The organism is Coprococcus sp. BIOML-A2 (genome assembly GCF_009875795.1).
Classification (GTDB): Bacteria; Bacillota; Clostridia; order Lachnospirales; family Lachnospiraceae; genus Coprococcus; species Coprococcus aceti.
Map to the genome: position 1 here is coordinate 435,585 of NZ_WWSI01000002.1, position 17,147 is coordinate 452,731.

The 17,147-nt window shown below is 44.5% G+C and carries 10 protein-coding genes; 9 read left to right on the plus strand and 1 reads right to left on the minus strand.

The window, feature by feature from the left end; genetic code table 11:
* Positions 1-4 precede the first annotated feature (4 nt).
* The 6 genes from GT575_RS06295 (at position 5) to GT575_RS06320 (ending at position 13,020) form a co-directional block, all read left to right on the plus strand.
* On the plus strand, positions 5-943 hold the full coding sequence (locus GT575_RS06295; RefSeq protein ID WP_022216686.1) for a M14 family metallopeptidase: 939 nt from the start codon (positions 5-7) through the stop codon (positions 941-943).
* Complete coding sequence (locus GT575_RS06300) at positions 936-1,874, plus strand: M14 family metallopeptidase (RefSeq protein WP_161171718.1); 939 nt, start codon at positions 936-938, stop codon at positions 1,872-1,874. Before GT575_RS06295 ends, GT575_RS06300 begins: the two co-directional genes overlap by 8 nt.
* A gap of 169 nt (positions 1,875-2,043) precedes the next feature.
* Positions 2,044-5,796 (plus strand): phosphoribosylformylglycinamidine synthase, encoded by a 3,753-nt coding sequence (locus GT575_RS06305; RefSeq protein WP_161171719.1) that lies wholly within the window; start codon positions 2,044-2,046, stop codon positions 5,794-5,796.
* A gap of 208 nt (positions 5,797-6,004) precedes the next feature.
* A complete protein-coding gene (locus tag GT575_RS06310; protein ID WP_161171720.1) occupies positions 6,005-7,669 on the plus strand; it encodes a DUF6541 family protein in 1,665 nt (554 codons plus the stop codon).
* Positions 7,670-7,679: 10 nt separating this feature from the next.
* Positions 7,680-10,370 carry a YfhO family protein gene (locus GT575_RS06315; RefSeq protein ID WP_022216684.1) on the plus strand — a complete coding sequence of 897 codons (2,691 nt, stop codon included), beginning with the start codon at positions 7,680-7,682 and terminating at the stop codon, positions 10,368-10,370.
* Between the two features lie 34 nt (positions 10,371-10,404).
* Positions 10,405-13,020: a YfhO family protein gene (locus GT575_RS06320; RefSeq protein WP_161171721.1), complete on the plus strand. Its 2,616-nt coding sequence runs from the start codon at positions 10,405-10,407 to the stop codon at positions 13,018-13,020.
* Here GT575_RS06320 and GT575_RS06325 read toward each other — a convergent pair.
* On the minus strand, positions 12,998-14,095 hold the full coding sequence (locus GT575_RS06325; protein ID WP_161171722.1) for a LysR family transcriptional regulator: 1,098 nt from the start codon (positions 14,093-14,095) through the stop codon (positions 12,998-13,000). The two genes, GT575_RS06320 and GT575_RS06325, sit on opposite strands and share 23 nt — an antisense overlap.
* Before the next feature lie 118 nt (positions 14,096-14,213).
* On the opposite strand from GT575_RS06325, the gene leuC reads away from it, so the two are divergent.
* The 3 genes from leuC to leuB all read left to right on the plus strand — a co-directional run bounded on the left by leuC (position 14,214) and on the right by leuB (position 17,139).
* The gene (leuC, locus tag GT575_RS06330) at positions 14,214-15,479 is read left to right on the plus strand and encodes a 3-isopropylmalate dehydratase large subunit (RefSeq protein ID WP_022216079.1); all 1,266 of its coding nucleotides are present in this window, start codon (positions 14,214-14,216) and stop codon (positions 15,477-15,479) included.
* 21 nt (positions 15,480-15,500) lie between these two features.
* Positions 15,501-15,992, plus strand: a complete 492-nt coding sequence (gene leuD, locus GT575_RS06335; RefSeq protein ID WP_022216080.1) for a 3-isopropylmalate dehydratase small subunit — start codon at positions 15,501-15,503, stop codon at positions 15,990-15,992.
* Positions 15,993-16,056: 64 nt separating this feature from the next.
* On the plus strand, positions 16,057-17,139 hold the full coding sequence (gene leuB / locus GT575_RS06340; RefSeq protein WP_015533541.1) for a 3-isopropylmalate dehydrogenase: 1,083 nt from the start codon (positions 16,057-16,059) through the stop codon (positions 17,137-17,139).
* Positions 17,140-17,147 lie beyond the last annotated feature (8 nt).

The window sequence follows — 17,147 nt, forward strand, 5'->3', positions numbered from 1 at the left end:
AAATATGATAGAAACTGTAGTATCAGCTAACATGCTGATCGGGGAAGTCATGAGGGTGAAGAAGAACCATCTGGCCCCGGATTTCCCAACTGGAAATGAAAAGAGGCTGTGTATTGTGTCCGGTATACATGGGGATGAGGTTGCCGGACAGTACATATGTTATGAACTGATCAGAAGGATCAAGAAGGATTTTGACAAGCTTACTGGAATCGTGGATGTATATCCATTTATCAATCCGATGGGACTTGAGGCGCAGTACAGGGATGTGCCGGTATTTGACATTGATATGAACACTCTGTTCCCGGGTTCCAAGGACGGAACTGTGGGAGAGTACACAGCGGCAAAGGTCATGAAGGACATAGAGGGGGCGGACATTTGTGTTGATGTCCATTCCAGCAGTGTGTACATCAAGGAGATCCCACAGGTCAGGGTTAATTCTGACGTGGCATCGGATCTTGCTCCGTATGTTGCGTGCATGAATGTGGATGTTGTATGGATACATCCGTCATCTACGGTCATGGAGGGAAGTCTTGCGCACGCCCTCAACGAGATCGGAGTCAAGAGTATGGTAGTGGAGTCCGGCGTTGCTCTCAAGATAGATTACGATTACTCGAATCAGATAGTGGACGGATTGTTCTCTCTCATGAAGAAAATGGGAATATGGCAGGGCGAAGTCGAGACGGCACATAAGCCTAAATTTGCAAAAGACAAGGATGTCGTATTTGTAAATGCAGAGAGCAGCGGAATCTTTCTGCCTGTGGCAAAGCACTCGGAATATATACAGCAGGGAGAGATCATAGGAAGAATCGTAAATGTGCTCACGGGCTCGGTGGAGGAGACCATCAGGTCGCCGAGAAGCGGCATTGTGTTCTCACTCAGAGAATATCCGGTTATAGAAGAGGGGTCACTTGTGGCCAGAATTTTCGGAGGTGGCCATGAATAAAGAGATCATATATTCCATGAATACAGCCTACAGAGGAGAGTACGAGATACAGGGATTTTCCTATGGCAGCGGAGACAAGGCTGCATGCATAGTTGGTGCCATGAGAGGAAATGAATTTCAGCAGCTCTACATAAGCTCACTTCTGGCAAAGAAGCTCGGGGAGCTGGAGGCGAGGGGCGCCCTGGTGTCGGGCAAGAAGATACTTCTGATACCATCAATCAATTACAGCTCGTTCAATGTGGGCAAGAAATACTGGATAACAGACAATTCAGATATAAACAGATCATTCCCGGGCAATCCTGAAGGTCAGGCGACAAGCCGTATTGCAGCGGCGGTGATGGAGAAGGTCACCGGCTACGCATACGGAATACAGTTTGCAAGCTTCTATATGGATGGTGAGTTTATCCCACACGTCAGGATGATAGAGACAGGCAAGCAGAGCAACAGCCTTGCCAGCCAGTTCGGTATGCCGTATGTATTGACAGCGGAGCCTAGATCATATGACAAGGCAACGCTCAACTACAACTGGCAGATGCGTGGCACGGAGGCTTTCTCGGTATATTCGGGAGTTACCGACACCATCAATGGTGAGAGTGCCAATCAGGCGGTGTCCTCAGTGCTCAGATTCCTGACACGTATGGGCGTTATAAGATACAACTGCCATGCGGGATACATTTCCACCATCATGGACGAGGAGGATCTGCTCAGCATAAGGTCCGAGCATGCCGCCGGCTTCTTCAAGAAGCTTGTCCAGCCGGGAGACGAGGTTGTACGAGGCGACATAATTGCAAATATCATCAATCCGATGACGGGCGAGAATACGACGGACATATACGCACCGACGGACGGAATCATATTCTACTGTCAGAATTCACCTATGATATACCAGAATTCGGTGATATTTAAGATGATACGAAGACTGCATAACTAGCATGGAAAAGTTATGACATATTTGGTGAAAATGCAGGGTTAAGATACAATTTTATGCTTAAATAAGCTGAAAATCGGCAAAAAGATAAAAACTACTACAAAAAAAACAAGATAAATGCTATTATTAAAGAATTGAAATAACAAAAACGCTTTTACTATGGAGGTATGACATGAGTAAGGTCAAGAGAGTGTATGTTGAGAAAAAGCCTGACTATGCGGTCAAGGCGAAGGAACTTCACGAAGAGATTAAGAACTATCTGGGTATCAAGGCTGAGTATGTGAGAGTGCTTGTCAGGTATGATATTGAGAACATATCAGATGAGACATATGCAAAGGCTCTTGAGACAGTATTTGCTGAGCCGCCTGTAGATGTGATCTATGAGGGTGAGCCTGAGCTTGCTGCCACAGATAAGGTGTTCTCAGTAGAGGCGCTTCCAGGTCAGTTCGATCAGAGAGCCGATTCAGCAGAGCAGTGTGTAAAGCTTCTTGCAGAGGATGAGGAGCCTGTTATCAAGACTGCCACAACATATGTACTTTCGGGCGACGTGACAGACGAGCAGATGAAGGCTGTCATGGACTACTGTGTAAACCCTGTTGATTCAAGAATATGCGGTATGGAGATTCCTGAGACTCTGGTTACAGAGTTCCCTGAGCCAGCCGATGTTCATATATTTGACGGATTCAAGGACATGGCAGAGGCAGATCTTAAGGAGCTTTATGACTCACTTGGACTTGCCATGACATTCAAGGATTTCCTTCACATCCAGAACTATTTCAAGGGTGAGGAGAAGAGAGATCCATCCATGACCGAGATCAGAGTTCTCGATACATACTGGTCAGATCACTGCCGTCATACAACATTCTCAACAGAGCTCACAGATGTAGAGTTCGACGATGGAGATTACAAGGATCTTCTTGAGAAGACATTTGACGCATACAGAGCAGAGATGAAGGAGATGTACAAGGACAGAGATGACAAGTTTGTATGTCTCATGGATATAGCCCTTATGGGTATGAAACAGCTCAAGGCAGCAGGCAAGCTCGATGATATGGAAGTGTCAGACGAGATCAATGCTTGCTCTATAGTTGTTCCTGTAGTTGTGGACGGAGTAGAGGAAGAGTGGCTCGTATTCTTCAAGAACGAGACACACAACCATCCTACAGAGATCGAGCCATTCGGTGGTGCTGCTACATGTCTTGGCGGTGCTATCAGAGATCCGCTCTCAGGAAGAGGTTACGTATACCAGGCTATGAGAGTTACCGGTGCGGCTGATCCTACAAAGTCTCTCAAGGACACAATGGAGGGCAAGCTTCCACAGCGTAAGATCGTGACAACAGCAGCCCATGGTTACAGCTCATATGGTAACCAGATCGGTCTTGCAACAGGCCTTGTAAATGAGATATATCATCCAGATTATGTTGCAAAGAGAATGGAGATCGGAGCAGTTATGGGTGCAGCTCCAAGACGTGCTGTAAAGCGTCTCACATCTGATCCGGGAGATGTAATCATCCTGCTCGGTGGACGTACAGGCCGTGATGGCTGTGGTGGAGCAACAGGTTCATCCAAGGCTCACACATCACACTCACTCGAGACATGTGGTGCTGAGGTTCAGAAGGGTAACCCACCTACAGAGAGAAAGATCCAGAGACTCTTCAGAAGAGAAGAGGTTTCATCTATTATAAAGAAGTGTAACGATTTTGGTGCCGGCGGTGTGTCAGTTGCCATCGGAGAGCTGGCAGACGGACTTGTGGTAGATCTTGACAAGGTGCCAAAGAAGTACGCAGGTCTTGACGGTACAGAGCTTGCAATATCAGAGTCCCAGGAGCGTATGGCTATAGTTGTCGATCCTAAGGATGTTGACACTATGCTCGGATACGCTGAGGAGGAGAACCTCGAGGCTGTAGTAGTTGCAAAGGTTACAGAGGAGCCTAGACTTATCCTTAAGTGGAGAGGCAAGGACATCGTGAATATCTCACGTGCATTCCTCAACACAAATGGTGCTCATCAGGAGACACAGGTCAAGGTTGAAGTTCCAAGCAAGGCTGACAATTACTTTGATTCAGTTAAGGAGCCTGAGGATGTCAAGAAGGCATGGCTCGATACACTGTCAGATCTGAATGTGTGCTCACAGAAAGGACTTGTGGAGATGTTCGACAGCTCTATCGGAGCAGGAACAGTCACAATGCCTTACGGTGGTAAGTATCAGCTCACACCTACACAGACAATGATCGCAAAGCTGCCTGTACTCAAGGGTAAGACAGACACTATTACCATGATGAGCTACGGATTTGACCCATATCTGTCAAGCTGGAGCCCATATCATGGTTCAGTATATGCGGTTGTTACATCAGCAGCCAAGATAGCTGCAGCAGGTGGAGATGTAAGCAAGATCAGACTTACATTCCAGGAATATTTCAAGAGACTTGGAACAGACCCATACAGATGGGGACAGCCACTGGCAGCGCTCCTCGGAGCATATGATGTTCAGATAGGACTTGGACTTCCATCTATCGGTGGAAAGGACAGTATGTCAGGAACTTTCAATGATATAGATGTACCTCCAACACTTGTATCATTTGCAGTCGATGTGGCAAGCTACATGGACGTTGTTACACCTGAGCTCAAGAAGGCAGGCAATGTTCTTGTGGAGATGGATATAGAGAAGGACGAGAACGACATACCTGTATATGAGAATGTTCTGTACATGTATGACCTCCTGAACAAGAAGATCAAGGAGGGCAAGATCCAGTCTGCATATGCAGTTGGATTTGGCGGTATAATAGAGGCTGTCAGCAAGATGGCATTTGGAAATAAGCTCGGTGTTGAGCTTGAGGATACAGTCAGCAAGAAGGATCTTGTTGCCAAGAACTATGGCGCTATCATTCTTGAGGTTAAGGCAGCAGATCTTGATCAGCTCGGAATTCCTGTCAAGAAGATAGGTAAGGTTACAAAGGAGCCTGTATTTACATACAAGGATGTCACGATCACTATGGACGAGGCTCTTGCAGCATGGACAAAGACCCTTGAGAAGGTATTCCCAACAGAGTCAAATGTTCCACAGACAGAGATCAAGACTGGACTCTTCGACGCCAAGACAGTTTACACATCAAGGAACAAGGTTGCCAAGCCAAAGGTATTCATACCTGTATTCCCTGGTACAAACTGTGAGTATGACTCAGCAAAGGCATTTGAGAGAGCAGGCGCAGACGTACAGACGATAGTATTCAGAAATATGACAGCACAGGGAATCAGAGATTCAGTTGACGCATTTGCAAAGGCAATCAGCGATTCACAGATCATCATGTTCCCAGGCGGATTCTCAGCCGGTGATGAGCCAGACGGATCAGGTAAGTTCATCGCAACTGCGTTCCGTAATGCGAAGATCTCCGAGGAAGTCATGAAGCTCCTGAACGAGAGGGACGGACTTGCACTTGGTATCTGTAACGGATTCCAGGCACTCATCAAGCTCGGTCTTGTGCCTTACGGCGAGATCAGACCACAGACAGATGATTCACCTACACTGACAATGAACAGTATCGGACGTCATCAGTCCAAGATGGTATACACCAAGGTTGTAACAAACAAGAGCCCATGGCTGAAGAAGGCAGAGCTCGGCGGAGTATACACAATTCCTATCTCACACGGTGAGGGACGTTTCGTTGCAAGCAAGGAATGGTGCGAGAAGCTCTTTGCAAATGGACAGGTTGCAACACAGTATGTCGACATGAACGGCAACCCAACCATGGACGAGTACTACAACGTCAACGGTTCATACTATGCGATCGAGGGTATCACAAGCCCAGACGGACGTGTCCTTGGTAAGATGGGTCACTCAGAGCGTATCGGACAGGCTGTAGCTGTAAACGTATACGGCGACCAGAACCAGAAGATATTCGAGAGTGGTGTGGAGTATTTTAAGTAAGATGAAATCATGTCACACGGATTATATCCGGTGATATACCAATAAAAATAGCACAGATGTGCAGGAGTCATAAACAGTTTTAGATGACTGAGAATACGGGGACAGGTGAGAGTAGATTCCATACCTGTCCCCGTTTGTCTTTATATTTATGCGTACTGACTGCCGGGGATGATGTGGCAGAGCTTTGACGACCGGGAGGAGATTCTGCGTGAGAGAAAAAAAGAAAAACAGAATAGAGATTCTGGAAATTGCAATGCTGGTGCTTCTGATAAGTGGTGTATGTATGATCCCTTGTTTTAAGACAGGCCTGCCATACGGTGATGACCAGCAGGTTCATATGCTCAGGGTGGAGAGTATCCTCAAAGCGCTAAAGTCAGGGCAGGGATACCCTGTATATATATATCAGACTATGTTGGAAGGGTATGGCTACGGTATGGGAATATTTTACCCTGATTTGTTCTTGCTGCCAGCCGTTCTCTTCAGACTTCTGGGGGCATCACCGGAGATTGCAATGAAGATATATATATATGTACTGATGATATGTACGGGACTTACTGCGTATTATACAGGGCGGAGCATTGGCAGAAGCCGTTGCGCGGGTGTTGTCACTATGGTGCTTTACACAATGGGACATTATCATCTTGAGGATGTATATACCAGATTTGCACTTGGCGAAATTGCTGCCATGGTATTTATTCCACTGGCGTTTCTTGCTCTTTACGACCTGACTGAGATGGGACACAGTAGAAAAGGCCTTTTATGTGTATCATATTCGTGTCTTATGCTTTCACACACGATAAGCTTTGTATTATGTGTAGTAATGGGAATAATCTGGGTGTGTGCGAGATGGAAAAGAATTGCGGCTTGCAGAAGACTTATTGGGGCTGTGTGTATGGAAGCTCTTGCGTGTGCAGTACTTACATGTTATTATTGGCTTCCTGTACTTGAACAATTTGCAGATGGAAGGTTCTATGTAAGCAATGAACCGGCATTTTACACACATGAGGAGACTCAGACACTGCTCGCGATAGTGAGTGGAAAGTATTCGGTTGCATTCATTGAGATTGGAATACTGGCACTTATGGTATTTGTCAGTATATATAAAAAAGTATATAATAAAAAGGCTTTGATGTGCCTTGTGACAGCGGCGGTGCTTCTTGTATGCGAGACAAAGATTTTTCCATGGAAACTTATCGACAGAACTCCATTTGTCAGTATACAGTTTCCGTGGAGACTGAATATGTTCACAGAATTCTTTGTGGCACTTGGTCTTGCACTTCAGTCAGTGGATATAATAAAGCTGTTGCCATCATACAGAAGAAATGCGTGTTTATGTGCGGCTGGAAGCATACTTATCGGTATTTTTAGCCTGAATATGGTATGGAATATAGAACTTGGTGGCTATGTGAACTATCCGGAAGGTTATGCGGATAATGCAGGAAGTACAGACAGCATAGGGTTCTGGGAGTGGCTTCCAGCAGAAGGGGATCTTGCAACATCTGTCGGAGCAGAAAGCAGCGGGATGGTAAAGTGCGAAGATACTTACATACGGGGGCGCTATGGATCAGACGGAAGCTATGAGTTTGATGCGGGTAAAACTGCGGGGGAGTGCATAGTTCCAAAGTATTATTATAAGGGATATGAAGCAATAATGGCTGATGGACGGAAACTGACGGTAAGCAAATGTCTAAATGATGGATTGGTAGAAATATCAGTTTCGCCAGAGGCGGGTAAAGTTGTTGTAAAATATAAGGGGACAAAGATTCAGCATTGGTCATGGAGAATAAGTATATCAGCGGTCTTGCTTATGTTATTGATACTTATAATGCAACATGCTGTCGAAAAAGGAAAAATACAAAGTTATATGGAGTGATGGAGTAATTATGGAAAAAAAGAAAATCAGGTCAAGAAAAATTGTTAAGTATGGAATGGCATTTTTGATTCCTATCATATGTATAGTGATACATATGATGATGACGGACTGTTATCCATTTGGAAAGAATACTATACTGCTTGGAGATTCTAATACCCAGTATTATGCGTTTTTTGTGGAATTATCAGGCAGGATAAGACAGGGAAAATCAATTTTTTTCAGTTGGGACATGGGACTAGGATATGATTTCTATACTAATTTCTTTTATTATCTGGCAAGTCCTGTCAATCTAATAGCAGTTTTGTTCGGCGGTTCACATATGGAGCTGGGAATGATCGTCAGTATGTGTATTCAGGTTGGACTTTGCGGAGTTACTATGACCTATTTCTTATCGCATACCAGCAGAAATAAAATGCAGCACGGATGGCTGAATGACATACTCTGTGTTGTGATGGGAATGGCTTATTCCATGTGCGATTATATGCTTGCATATCAGTATAATCTCATTTGGCTTATATGCCTTCTTCTCGTGCCTGTTATGATGCTTGGCGTTGAGAGACTTATTGAGGGCGGTGATGTGAGACTTTATTTTGTGATGCTTTTCATGTCATTTGTATTCAACTTCTATTTTTCGTGGTTTGTGGCTATGATAGCTGTGATATGGTTTATCGATGTGAAAAAGGATAGCTGGAAAATGTTTTGGAAGCGTGGAGTGAAGTTTGCACTCACATCTATGACGGCTGCACTCAGTGCATGTGTTGTACTTGTGCCGTGTTTCCTTGCGATAGTTGGAAGAGAAGGTGCAAGTTCACTCACAGAAGATATACCATTTAGCAAGTTTGGTAATTTTGCAAATTTGTTCCAGAGCTTTTTCTGGGGACATGATATAGATATAGCTGGAAGAACTCTGTATGCAAGGAATATGTATATGGGACTGTCTCTGCTTTTCCTTGCGGTTGTATATGTGTTTAACAGGAATATACAGCTTCGGGCAAGAGTTAAGAGACTGGTGGAGATAGCGCTGCTTGTTGCCTGTCTGAATCTGACAGGGGCACTGTATGTTCTTCATGGGTTCACATATCCACATCTATATTCTTACAGATATGCTTTTATTCTTGTCATACTTCTTATTGTTTCAGCTTTTGAGTGTGCTGTGAACTGGACGAAGCCGGGGATTCGGGAAGGGATACTGACCGGAGTTGTATTTCTGGTTTTCTTTGGGGGTGTTTTTCTGGCAAACAATGAGGTGCAAAATGTAGTCTGCTATATGGTCACGATTCTGCTTATTATATATTTGTTTATGGTATTTGTATTACAGGCCAGAAACAGCATAAAGATAAATTCTCTGATTGTGAATTTTATAGTAATACTTTTTGTGGAACTGATATCCAATGCCGTATATGTGAATACGGATGCATATACTACGGGCAAGGAGCATCTAGGCGGGACTGACGGATGGAGAGCCATATATAATGAAAAGGACAACAGTGATCTTAATAGAAAGACATCCTGGATTTTGTCACAAAATAATACAGTCTATTCAGACACTAATATATTCTCTTCAATCATAAATACAAAAGTGACATGGCTTTTTGATGCGCTTGGAATGGTATATCAGGATCACGGCGCTACATATGCATACAGAAATACTACACCGGTAACTGCGCTTATGTTCAATGTAAGAAATGTATTATCGGATGCAGATGCATATTATGGTGGGTATACAAAGGAGCAAAGATATAATCTGAAGAACGATGTGTATGATATAGACGATGAGATTGCATGGTATACAACAGACTATGCTGTGGGAGCGGGCTTTTCTACAGATGGCAGCATAAAAGATTGGAATGTGTCAGATGTAGTTCCGTTTGAGGTGCAGAATGAATTCGTGAAAGATGTGTCGGGAGTTGAAGGAGTGTTCACCCGTGTTTCACCGGATGAACTGACTGATTTTGATGTGAAATACAGAGGAAGCGCTCCGGATAGACAGATCTTGCCGGATGGAGTAACTTTGGAGAGAAAGACTGATAAAAATGCTTATACATACATGAATGTGTCACTTGATGAAGATTACCATGCCTCACAGATTTATACGTTTACAGCTCCGAGGGATATGCATCTGTATGTGAGCCTTGAGGATGCAAATAAGCTGTGTAATATTGTAACTGTAGATGGAAACGTGATAGCAGATATAAACGAGTATGACGCTTATCCTTCGCCAAAAGATGTACTTGATCTCGGTGAGCTGAAGAGTGGGCAGAAGGTCGAGATACAGGCAGTCAATCTGTCCACAGTCCTAAAAAAGGGAGTAACGTGTATAGATTTCTATGAATATCATGATGACAGGATGCAGGAATGCAAGGAATCAATTAAGGATAGGACGCTTTCACTTGACACAGTGACATCTACATATGTAAAGGGTACGGTGACAGCAAATGAGGATGGTATATTGTATACATCAATTCCTTATTACAGAGGCTTTACAGCGTATGTTGATGGAAAGAAGACTGATATAACAACACTGGCAAATGGTGCACTTGTGGGTCTGGAGCTGACTGCTGGAACACATACAATAGAATTCAGGTATGTAACATATGGATTCAAGCTTGGTCTTATATTATCTGCAGCAGGATGGCTCATAGCTGTCTTATACATGGTGAATCTTAGACGCAGCAGGAAAAAGAAGGTACAGGCTGCATAGAACAGATAGCGCAATAAATTAAGTGGGGATTGATATGGGTATAAAGCAAGGAGAAGTAAACAAACATAAAAAGAGCGGGATTATGTATGCTGCTGTATTCTTAGTTACAGTTCTGGTATATACAGTAATTTTGCTCCTGCAGAAAGCATACCCGTTTGGAGATAAAAGTTTTCTGACGTATGATGCATATGTGCAGTATAAGAATATGTTTCATATGTTATTTGAATGGATTTCGGGAGGTAGCAAAGGAAGCTTTATCTGGTCGATGGGAATGGGAATCGATGCTGTACAGGAGTTACTGTATTACTGCCTGAGCCCGTTCAATATCATCGTTCTGATGTTGGGAGAGAGCAGGCTGGAACTTTCCATGGTATTGCTTATCATCATAAAATCCGCCTGCCTGCCGGTCACGGCGCTTTACTTTTTCAGACATACCAATAAGAAAAATACAGAGAATGGGTACAGCCAGACAGTTGCAACGTTCATAGAGCTGGCATGCAGTATGGCATATGGACTGTCCGGGTATGTCCTTGCATATGGACATAATATTATGTGGCTTGATGGGCTTATTCTGCTTCCGATAGTGGCACTTGGCATAGAGCATCTATCAGATGGAAAAGGATGGATGTTATACACGCTGTCTTTGGCAGTGTCGATCATATGCAATTTCTATTTCTCATTCTATATATGTGTGTTTGCCGTGATATATTTCTTGCTGGAAAAACGGGAAAGTGTCAAAGATTTCCTACGCAGAGGACTTTCGTTTGCCGGCTGCTCGGTGCTGTCTGCTCTGCTCGCAGGAGTGGTTCTGGTTCCTGCCGGACTGGTGGTCATGAGAGCGGCGTCTTCGGTGACTGATATGGGGCTTGAAGGAACACAGATGTGGGGACAGTTTGGAGCGTATATATCTTCATTCTATCCGCTGAAGGATCTGGAATGTGTATCTATGTTCAGCAATAACAGTTATTGTGGAAGTATTGTTATATTTGCTGCCTGCATTTTTATTCTGTCTGATGTGTGCGACTGGAAGACGAGGGTGAAATACTGTATAGCCATGGCCCTGTTAGTGCTTGCCCTGAACTATCTTCCGCTCAATTACGTGTTCCATGGCATGACGATCACACATGGACTTGGAAACAGGTTTGCATTTATATTAACGTTTATATTAATTGCTGCAGCATATCGAATTCTCATGAATCTTGGTAAGCTGAGACTGAGGTATATTGCTGTAAGTACTGTGGTGGCAGGCGTAATATTTGTGGCAAGTCTTATTGACAGCAGAGAGATGAGTACCCCGCTTGGCTATGTTATATTTATGCTTATGCTGGCATTTGCAGCCATTCTGTGCGTGCTTTGCAGAAGAGGAAGCATAAAGCCGGGAGTGGCTGTGTGCATTATCTGTGGCTGCTGGATAGCTGAGATTATGGGAAATGCATTATATGTAATGCCGGGCAAGACGGAGGACTGTCTTCTGACAGATGCTGTAAGACTAGATCAGTGGGAATCAGTATACAATTCCCTGGATACAGAAAATGGCACCAGAAAGAGCGCTATGGTTTATGAGAATTATGCGCCATATTCTCAGACAAACTGGTATTCATCCATGGCAAATGGAAATACGATCAGAGCGTTTTCCAGTATGGGACTTGCCCACTTTGACAATGTTGAATATATATATTCGGGAACTACACCGCTTACAGCGCTCATGTACAATGTCAGATATGTGCTGAGTCCGGAGAATGGTACTTACGCAGGATATAACCTTGTTGCTGAGAATGACGTATACAATCTGTATGAAGCAGAAACTCCTGAGATGATGGGATTTATGTTGGATGATGGTATCGTAGACTGGAAAGCAGACAGGACACCTCTTGAAAATCAGAATGATTTTATGAAGAGTGGCTGTGGTCTGTCGTCAGATGTATTTACAGAGATTGATATATCGGATTGGAGTACTTCTTATCTCAATCAGGACACACTTAAGGAATCAGTGGGTTATTGCATATACAGAACGTCAAATGCATTTGTGCCGATGACCCGGTATGAGTTTGATGCTGAATCTGATATGGATATGTATGTCTACAGTAAGGACAGCCGCGATCACTATGTGGAGATGATCGTGGACGGAGATCTCAGGGTATCGAATGGGTCATATGTTACAGAACAGCTGTCACATGTCGGCCTCGTAAAGAAAGGACAACATGTCAGGATAACTATAGGAGGTGCGACCAGCTCTAAAACAGGAAGTGTCGGAGAGCGATTTGTAAAGGTATACAATTACAATGCAGATGAATTTGAGAAAGCAGAAGAGAAGATACTTGATAGTCCGCTTGAGTGTACAGGATTTGTAAAAAATACTTTCTATGGAAGTGTGGATGTGAAAAATCCAGGTATCCTGTATATCGCATATCCATATAATGATGGGTTTAAGATATATGTGGATGGAGAGCCGGCAGAAAAAATTCGCCTTGGTAGAGGCAATATGGGTGTCCGGATATATGCGGGCAGTCACGATATAGAAATTGCATACAGAACACCTGGGCTTATGGCTGGCGCACTGGTTTCGCTGTTTGGAATATGCATCATGCTATTTATGCTGAGGTGGGACAGTAAACAGAAGCATGTAATCACACCCCTACCCACTCCATAAATTTCTTCATAGCCGTGCTCTGATTCTTCATTCCTGAGTAAGCGAAGCCGACACTCCTGCTCGGAATAGGAGTGTCAAGCGGAAGTTCGGTTATAACACCGGATGAGAGCTGTTCATGTGCGAATTCACGTACCACGCTGGCAACGCCCATGCCGATGGCGGCGAAGTCGATGAGAAGATCCATGTTGTTGATCTCAAGTACCTGGCTGCAGCTTATGCCCTGTGAGCGGAGATACTCGTCCACGTGGGTACGGGTTACATTTGCCTCCTCCAGAACCATGAGGTTGGAGCCTTCAAGGATGTCGACTGTTGATATATTGGACATACCTGAGTTGCTTGAGTTATGAATAGTGGTAGAAGCAGAGACGCCGGATGAATGTCCGTTATCTCTGCTTTTTTTATCCGCACCTTGATCTGTTGCATCGCCGTGTGTGGCAGAGGCTAAGCCTGAGTTTAGCAGCGGTATAATGTTACCCTTGATATTGCCTGAAAGCTCATCGGTAAAGCTGTATTGATCTCTGCCATTTGCGCGCTCGTAGAAATTATCCAGATATTCAGGGCTTGCCACAAATACGTCATGTATCTCCTTGACAGGAGAGTAGACTATCCCCTTTGGAAGCTCTGTGTTGCAAATCAGGCCTATATCTATATTTTCGTTTCTGAGAAGCTTGATGGTGTTCACGGTTGAGTGGCAGTCTATGCTGAACTTGATGTTTGGATTCTCCCTGATGAAGTCCTTCAGATAGTCCAGGAGTATGTGCTTGCACAGGGATGTGCTCACGCCGATTCTTATGTGACCGATTCCAAGCTCCTTGTAATTCTTCAGATTTTCCTCACCCATATTCAGAGAGTCAAATGCCCTCTCAACATATTCATAGAGAACCTGTCCCTCTTCAGTCAGAGTTACCCCTCTGGAACTTCTGTTAAAAAGCGCAGTGACGAGTTCTTCTTCAAGTTTGGAAATAGCCTTGCTTATCGCGGGCTGACTGATGTAGAGCTGATTTGCGGCCTTGCTGATGTTGCCGGCTTTGGCAACTGTATGAAAAATAACGTAATTGTTCAGATTACTTATCATGATATTCCTCCAGGTTATAATAACTATTCTTTTTATATATTGTAATTATACCTAGATGAGTGATATTATCAAGAGTAAGAATTTGTATTTAGAAACAAATGATAGGAGGACTATAAATATGGGTATGACCATGACTCAGAAGATTTTAGCTGCTCATGCAGGACTGCCATCAGTTGAAGCAGGACAGCTTATCGAGGCAGATTTGGATTTAGTATTAGGAAATGACGTAACAACTCCGGTCGCAATTCACGAGATGGAGAAGTTCAACAAGAAGGAAGTATTTGACAAGAAGAAGATAGCACTTGTCATGGATCACTTCACACCTAACAAGGATATCAAGAGTGCAGAGCACTGTAAGTGTGTAAGACAGTTCTCAGCGGCAAATGAGATCGAGAACTATTTCGATGTCGGAGCAATGGGTATCGAGCATGCGCTCCTTCCGGAGAAAGGACTTATCGTGGCTGGTGAGACATGTATCGGAGCAGACTCACATACATGTACATACGGAGCACTCGGTGCATTCTCAACAGGTGTCGGAAGTACAGATATGGCAGCAGGAATGGTGACAGGCAAGGCCTGGTTCAAGGTTCCATCAGCCATCAAGTTCAACATCGTTGGAGAGAAGGCAAAGTGGATCAGTGGTAAGGACGTCATCCTTCACATCATCGGTATGATCGGTGTTGACGGTGCGCTTTATAAGTCTATGGAGTTTGTTGGAGAGGGAATCAAGAACCTCACAATGGACGATAGATTTACAATTGCGAACATGGCCATCGAGGCAGGTGCCAAGAATGGTATCTTCCCTGTCGATGAGCTTACAGAGGAGTACATGAAGGAGCACAGCACAAAGTCATATACAAAGTATGAGGCAGACGAGGACGCTGTATACGATGCAGAGTACACCATCGACCTGTCACAGCTTAAGCCGACAGTTGCTTTCCCTCATCTCCCAGAGAATACAAAGACTATCGATGAGGTCGGAGATATCAAGATCGATCAGGTAGTCATCGGTTCATGTACAAATGGACGTATATCAGATATGAGAATTGCGGCAGATATCATCAAGGGAAGAAAGGTTGCTGACGGTGTCAGAGTTATCGTCATCCCTGGAACACAGGATATCTACCTTCAGTGTATTGAGGAAGGCCTCATGACTATATTTGTCAAGGCCGGAGCAGTGGTTTCAACTCCTACATGCGGACCATGTCTTGGAGGACATATGGGCGTTATGGCAGCAGGAGAGAGAGCTGTATCAACAACCAATCGTAACTTCGTAGGACGTATGGGTCATGTAGACTCAGAGGTGTATCTTGCCAGTCCTGCTGTTGCAGCAGCTTCAGCTATCACAGGTAAGATCAGCAGTCCTGACGAACTTGGATTATAAAAGAGATAAAGGAGATAGACTATGAAAGCACATGGAACAGTACACAAATACGGTGACAACGTAGATACAGATGTAATCATCCCTGCAAGATACCTGAATTCATCAGACCCTGCAGAGCTCGCAAAGAGCTGTATGGAAGATATAGATAAGGATTTCGTAAAGCGCGTAAAGCCGGGCGATATCATGGTGGCAAGAAAGAACTTCGGCTGTGGATCTTCAAGAGAGCATGCACCTATAGCCATCAAGGCTTCAGGAATAAGCTGCGTAATCGCAGAGACATTTGCCAGAATCTTCTATAGGAATGCCATCAATATTGGACTTCCGATCATCGAGTGCCCTGAGGCAGCAGAGGCTATCCAGGCAGGCGATGACGTGGAGATCGATTTCGACAGCGGTATGATCTATGACAGAACCCAGGGAACAGAATTTAAGGGACAGGCATTCCCTCCATTCATGCAGGAGATCATCAAGAGCGAGGGACTCATCAACTATATCAATAATAAAAATAAATAGAGTATGAGCATGTTTGGCCAGAGTGAAGATATATCATGAAAGGCAAAACAGGAAGGAGACAAAAATGCAGTGTAATTTAGCCGTAATAAAAGGTGACGGTATCGGCCCTGAGGTAGTTACAGAGGCTATGAAGGTACTTGACACAGTAGGAGAGAAGTTCGGACATACATTTGACTATGAGCAGATTCTCATGGGCGGATGTTCAATAGACGCAACTGGTGTGCCTCTCACAGACGAGGCTGTGGCAGTTGCAAAGTCAAAGGATGCTGTTCTCCTCGGTTCGATCGGAGGAAATACATCCACATCACCATGGTACAAGCTCCCTCCAAATCTCCGCCCGGAGGCAGGACTTCTGAAGATCAGAAAAGAGCTTGGCCTCTTCGCAAACCTTCGTCCAGCCAATCTCTATGATGAGCTGAAGGAGGCATGTCCACTAAAGGCTGAGATCGCAGAGCGCGGATTTGATATGATGATGATGAGAGAGCTCACCGGTGGTCTCTACTTCGGCGAGAGACACACAGAGGAGGTTGACGGAGTTATGACAGCCGTTGATACCCTCACATACAATGAGAACGAGATCAGAAGAATAGCCATCAAGGCATTTGACATAGCTATGAAGAGAAGAAAGAAAGTCACATCCGTAGACAAGGCCAATGTCCTTGACTCATCAAGACTCTGGAGAAAGGTCGTTGAGGAAGTGGCAAAGGATTATCCAGAAGTTGAGCTTGAGCACATGCTCGTAGACAACTGCGCAATGCAGCTTGTGAAGGATCCTGCACAGTTCGATGTGGTTCTTACAGAGAACATGTTCGGAGACATCCTCTCAGACGAGGCGTCCATGATCTCAGGTTCTATAGGAATGCTTTCATCTGCATCACTTAACGAGACAAAGTTCGGTATGTATGAGCCATCAGGCGGATCGGCACCTGACATAGCAGGCCAGAACAAGGCGAATCCGATAGCAACCATCCTGTCTGCGGCAATGATGCTCAGATACACATTTGACCTTGACAAAGAGGCAGATGCAGTTGAGAACGCTGTAAAGACGGTTCTCAAGGACGGATACAGAACAATAGATATCCACTCAGAGGGAACACAGCTCGTAAGCTGTTCCGAGATGGGTGATCTTATCTGCGAGAGAATATAGAAAGGACC

Excerpts from the sequence above, each read along its gene's own strand:
- GT575_RS06295 (WP_022216686.1), top strand. The coding sequence starts at position 5 with ATGATAGAAACTGTAGTATCAGCTAACATGCTGATCGGGGAAGTCATG.
- GT575_RS06300 (WP_161171718.1), top strand. The coding sequence starts at position 936 with ATGAATAAAGAGATCATATATTCCATGAATACAGCCTACAGAGGAGAG.
- GT575_RS06305 (WP_161171719.1), top strand. The coding sequence starts at position 2,044 with ATGAGTAAGGTCAAGAGAGTGTATGTTGAGAAAAAGCCTGACTATGCG.
- GT575_RS06315 (WP_022216684.1), top strand. The coding sequence starts at position 7,680 with ATGGAAAAAAAGAAAATCAGGTCAAGAAAAATTGTTAAGTATGGAATG.
- GT575_RS06320 (WP_161171721.1), top strand. The coding sequence starts at position 10,405 with ATGGGTATAAAGCAAGGAGAAGTAAACAAACATAAAAAGAGCGGGATT.
- GT575_RS06325 (WP_161171722.1), bottom strand. The coding sequence starts at position 14,095 with ATGATAAGTAATCTGAACAATTACGTTATTTTTCATACAGTTGCCAAA.
- leuC (WP_022216079.1), top strand. The coding sequence starts at position 14,214 with ATGGGTATGACCATGACTCAGAAGATTTTAGCTGCTCATGCAGGACTG.
- leuD (WP_022216080.1), top strand. The coding sequence starts at position 15,501 with ATGAAAGCACATGGAACAGTACACAAATACGGTGACAACGTAGATACA.
- leuB (WP_015533541.1), top strand. The coding sequence starts at position 16,057 with ATGCAGTGTAATTTAGCCGTAATAAAAGGTGACGGTATCGGCCCTGAG.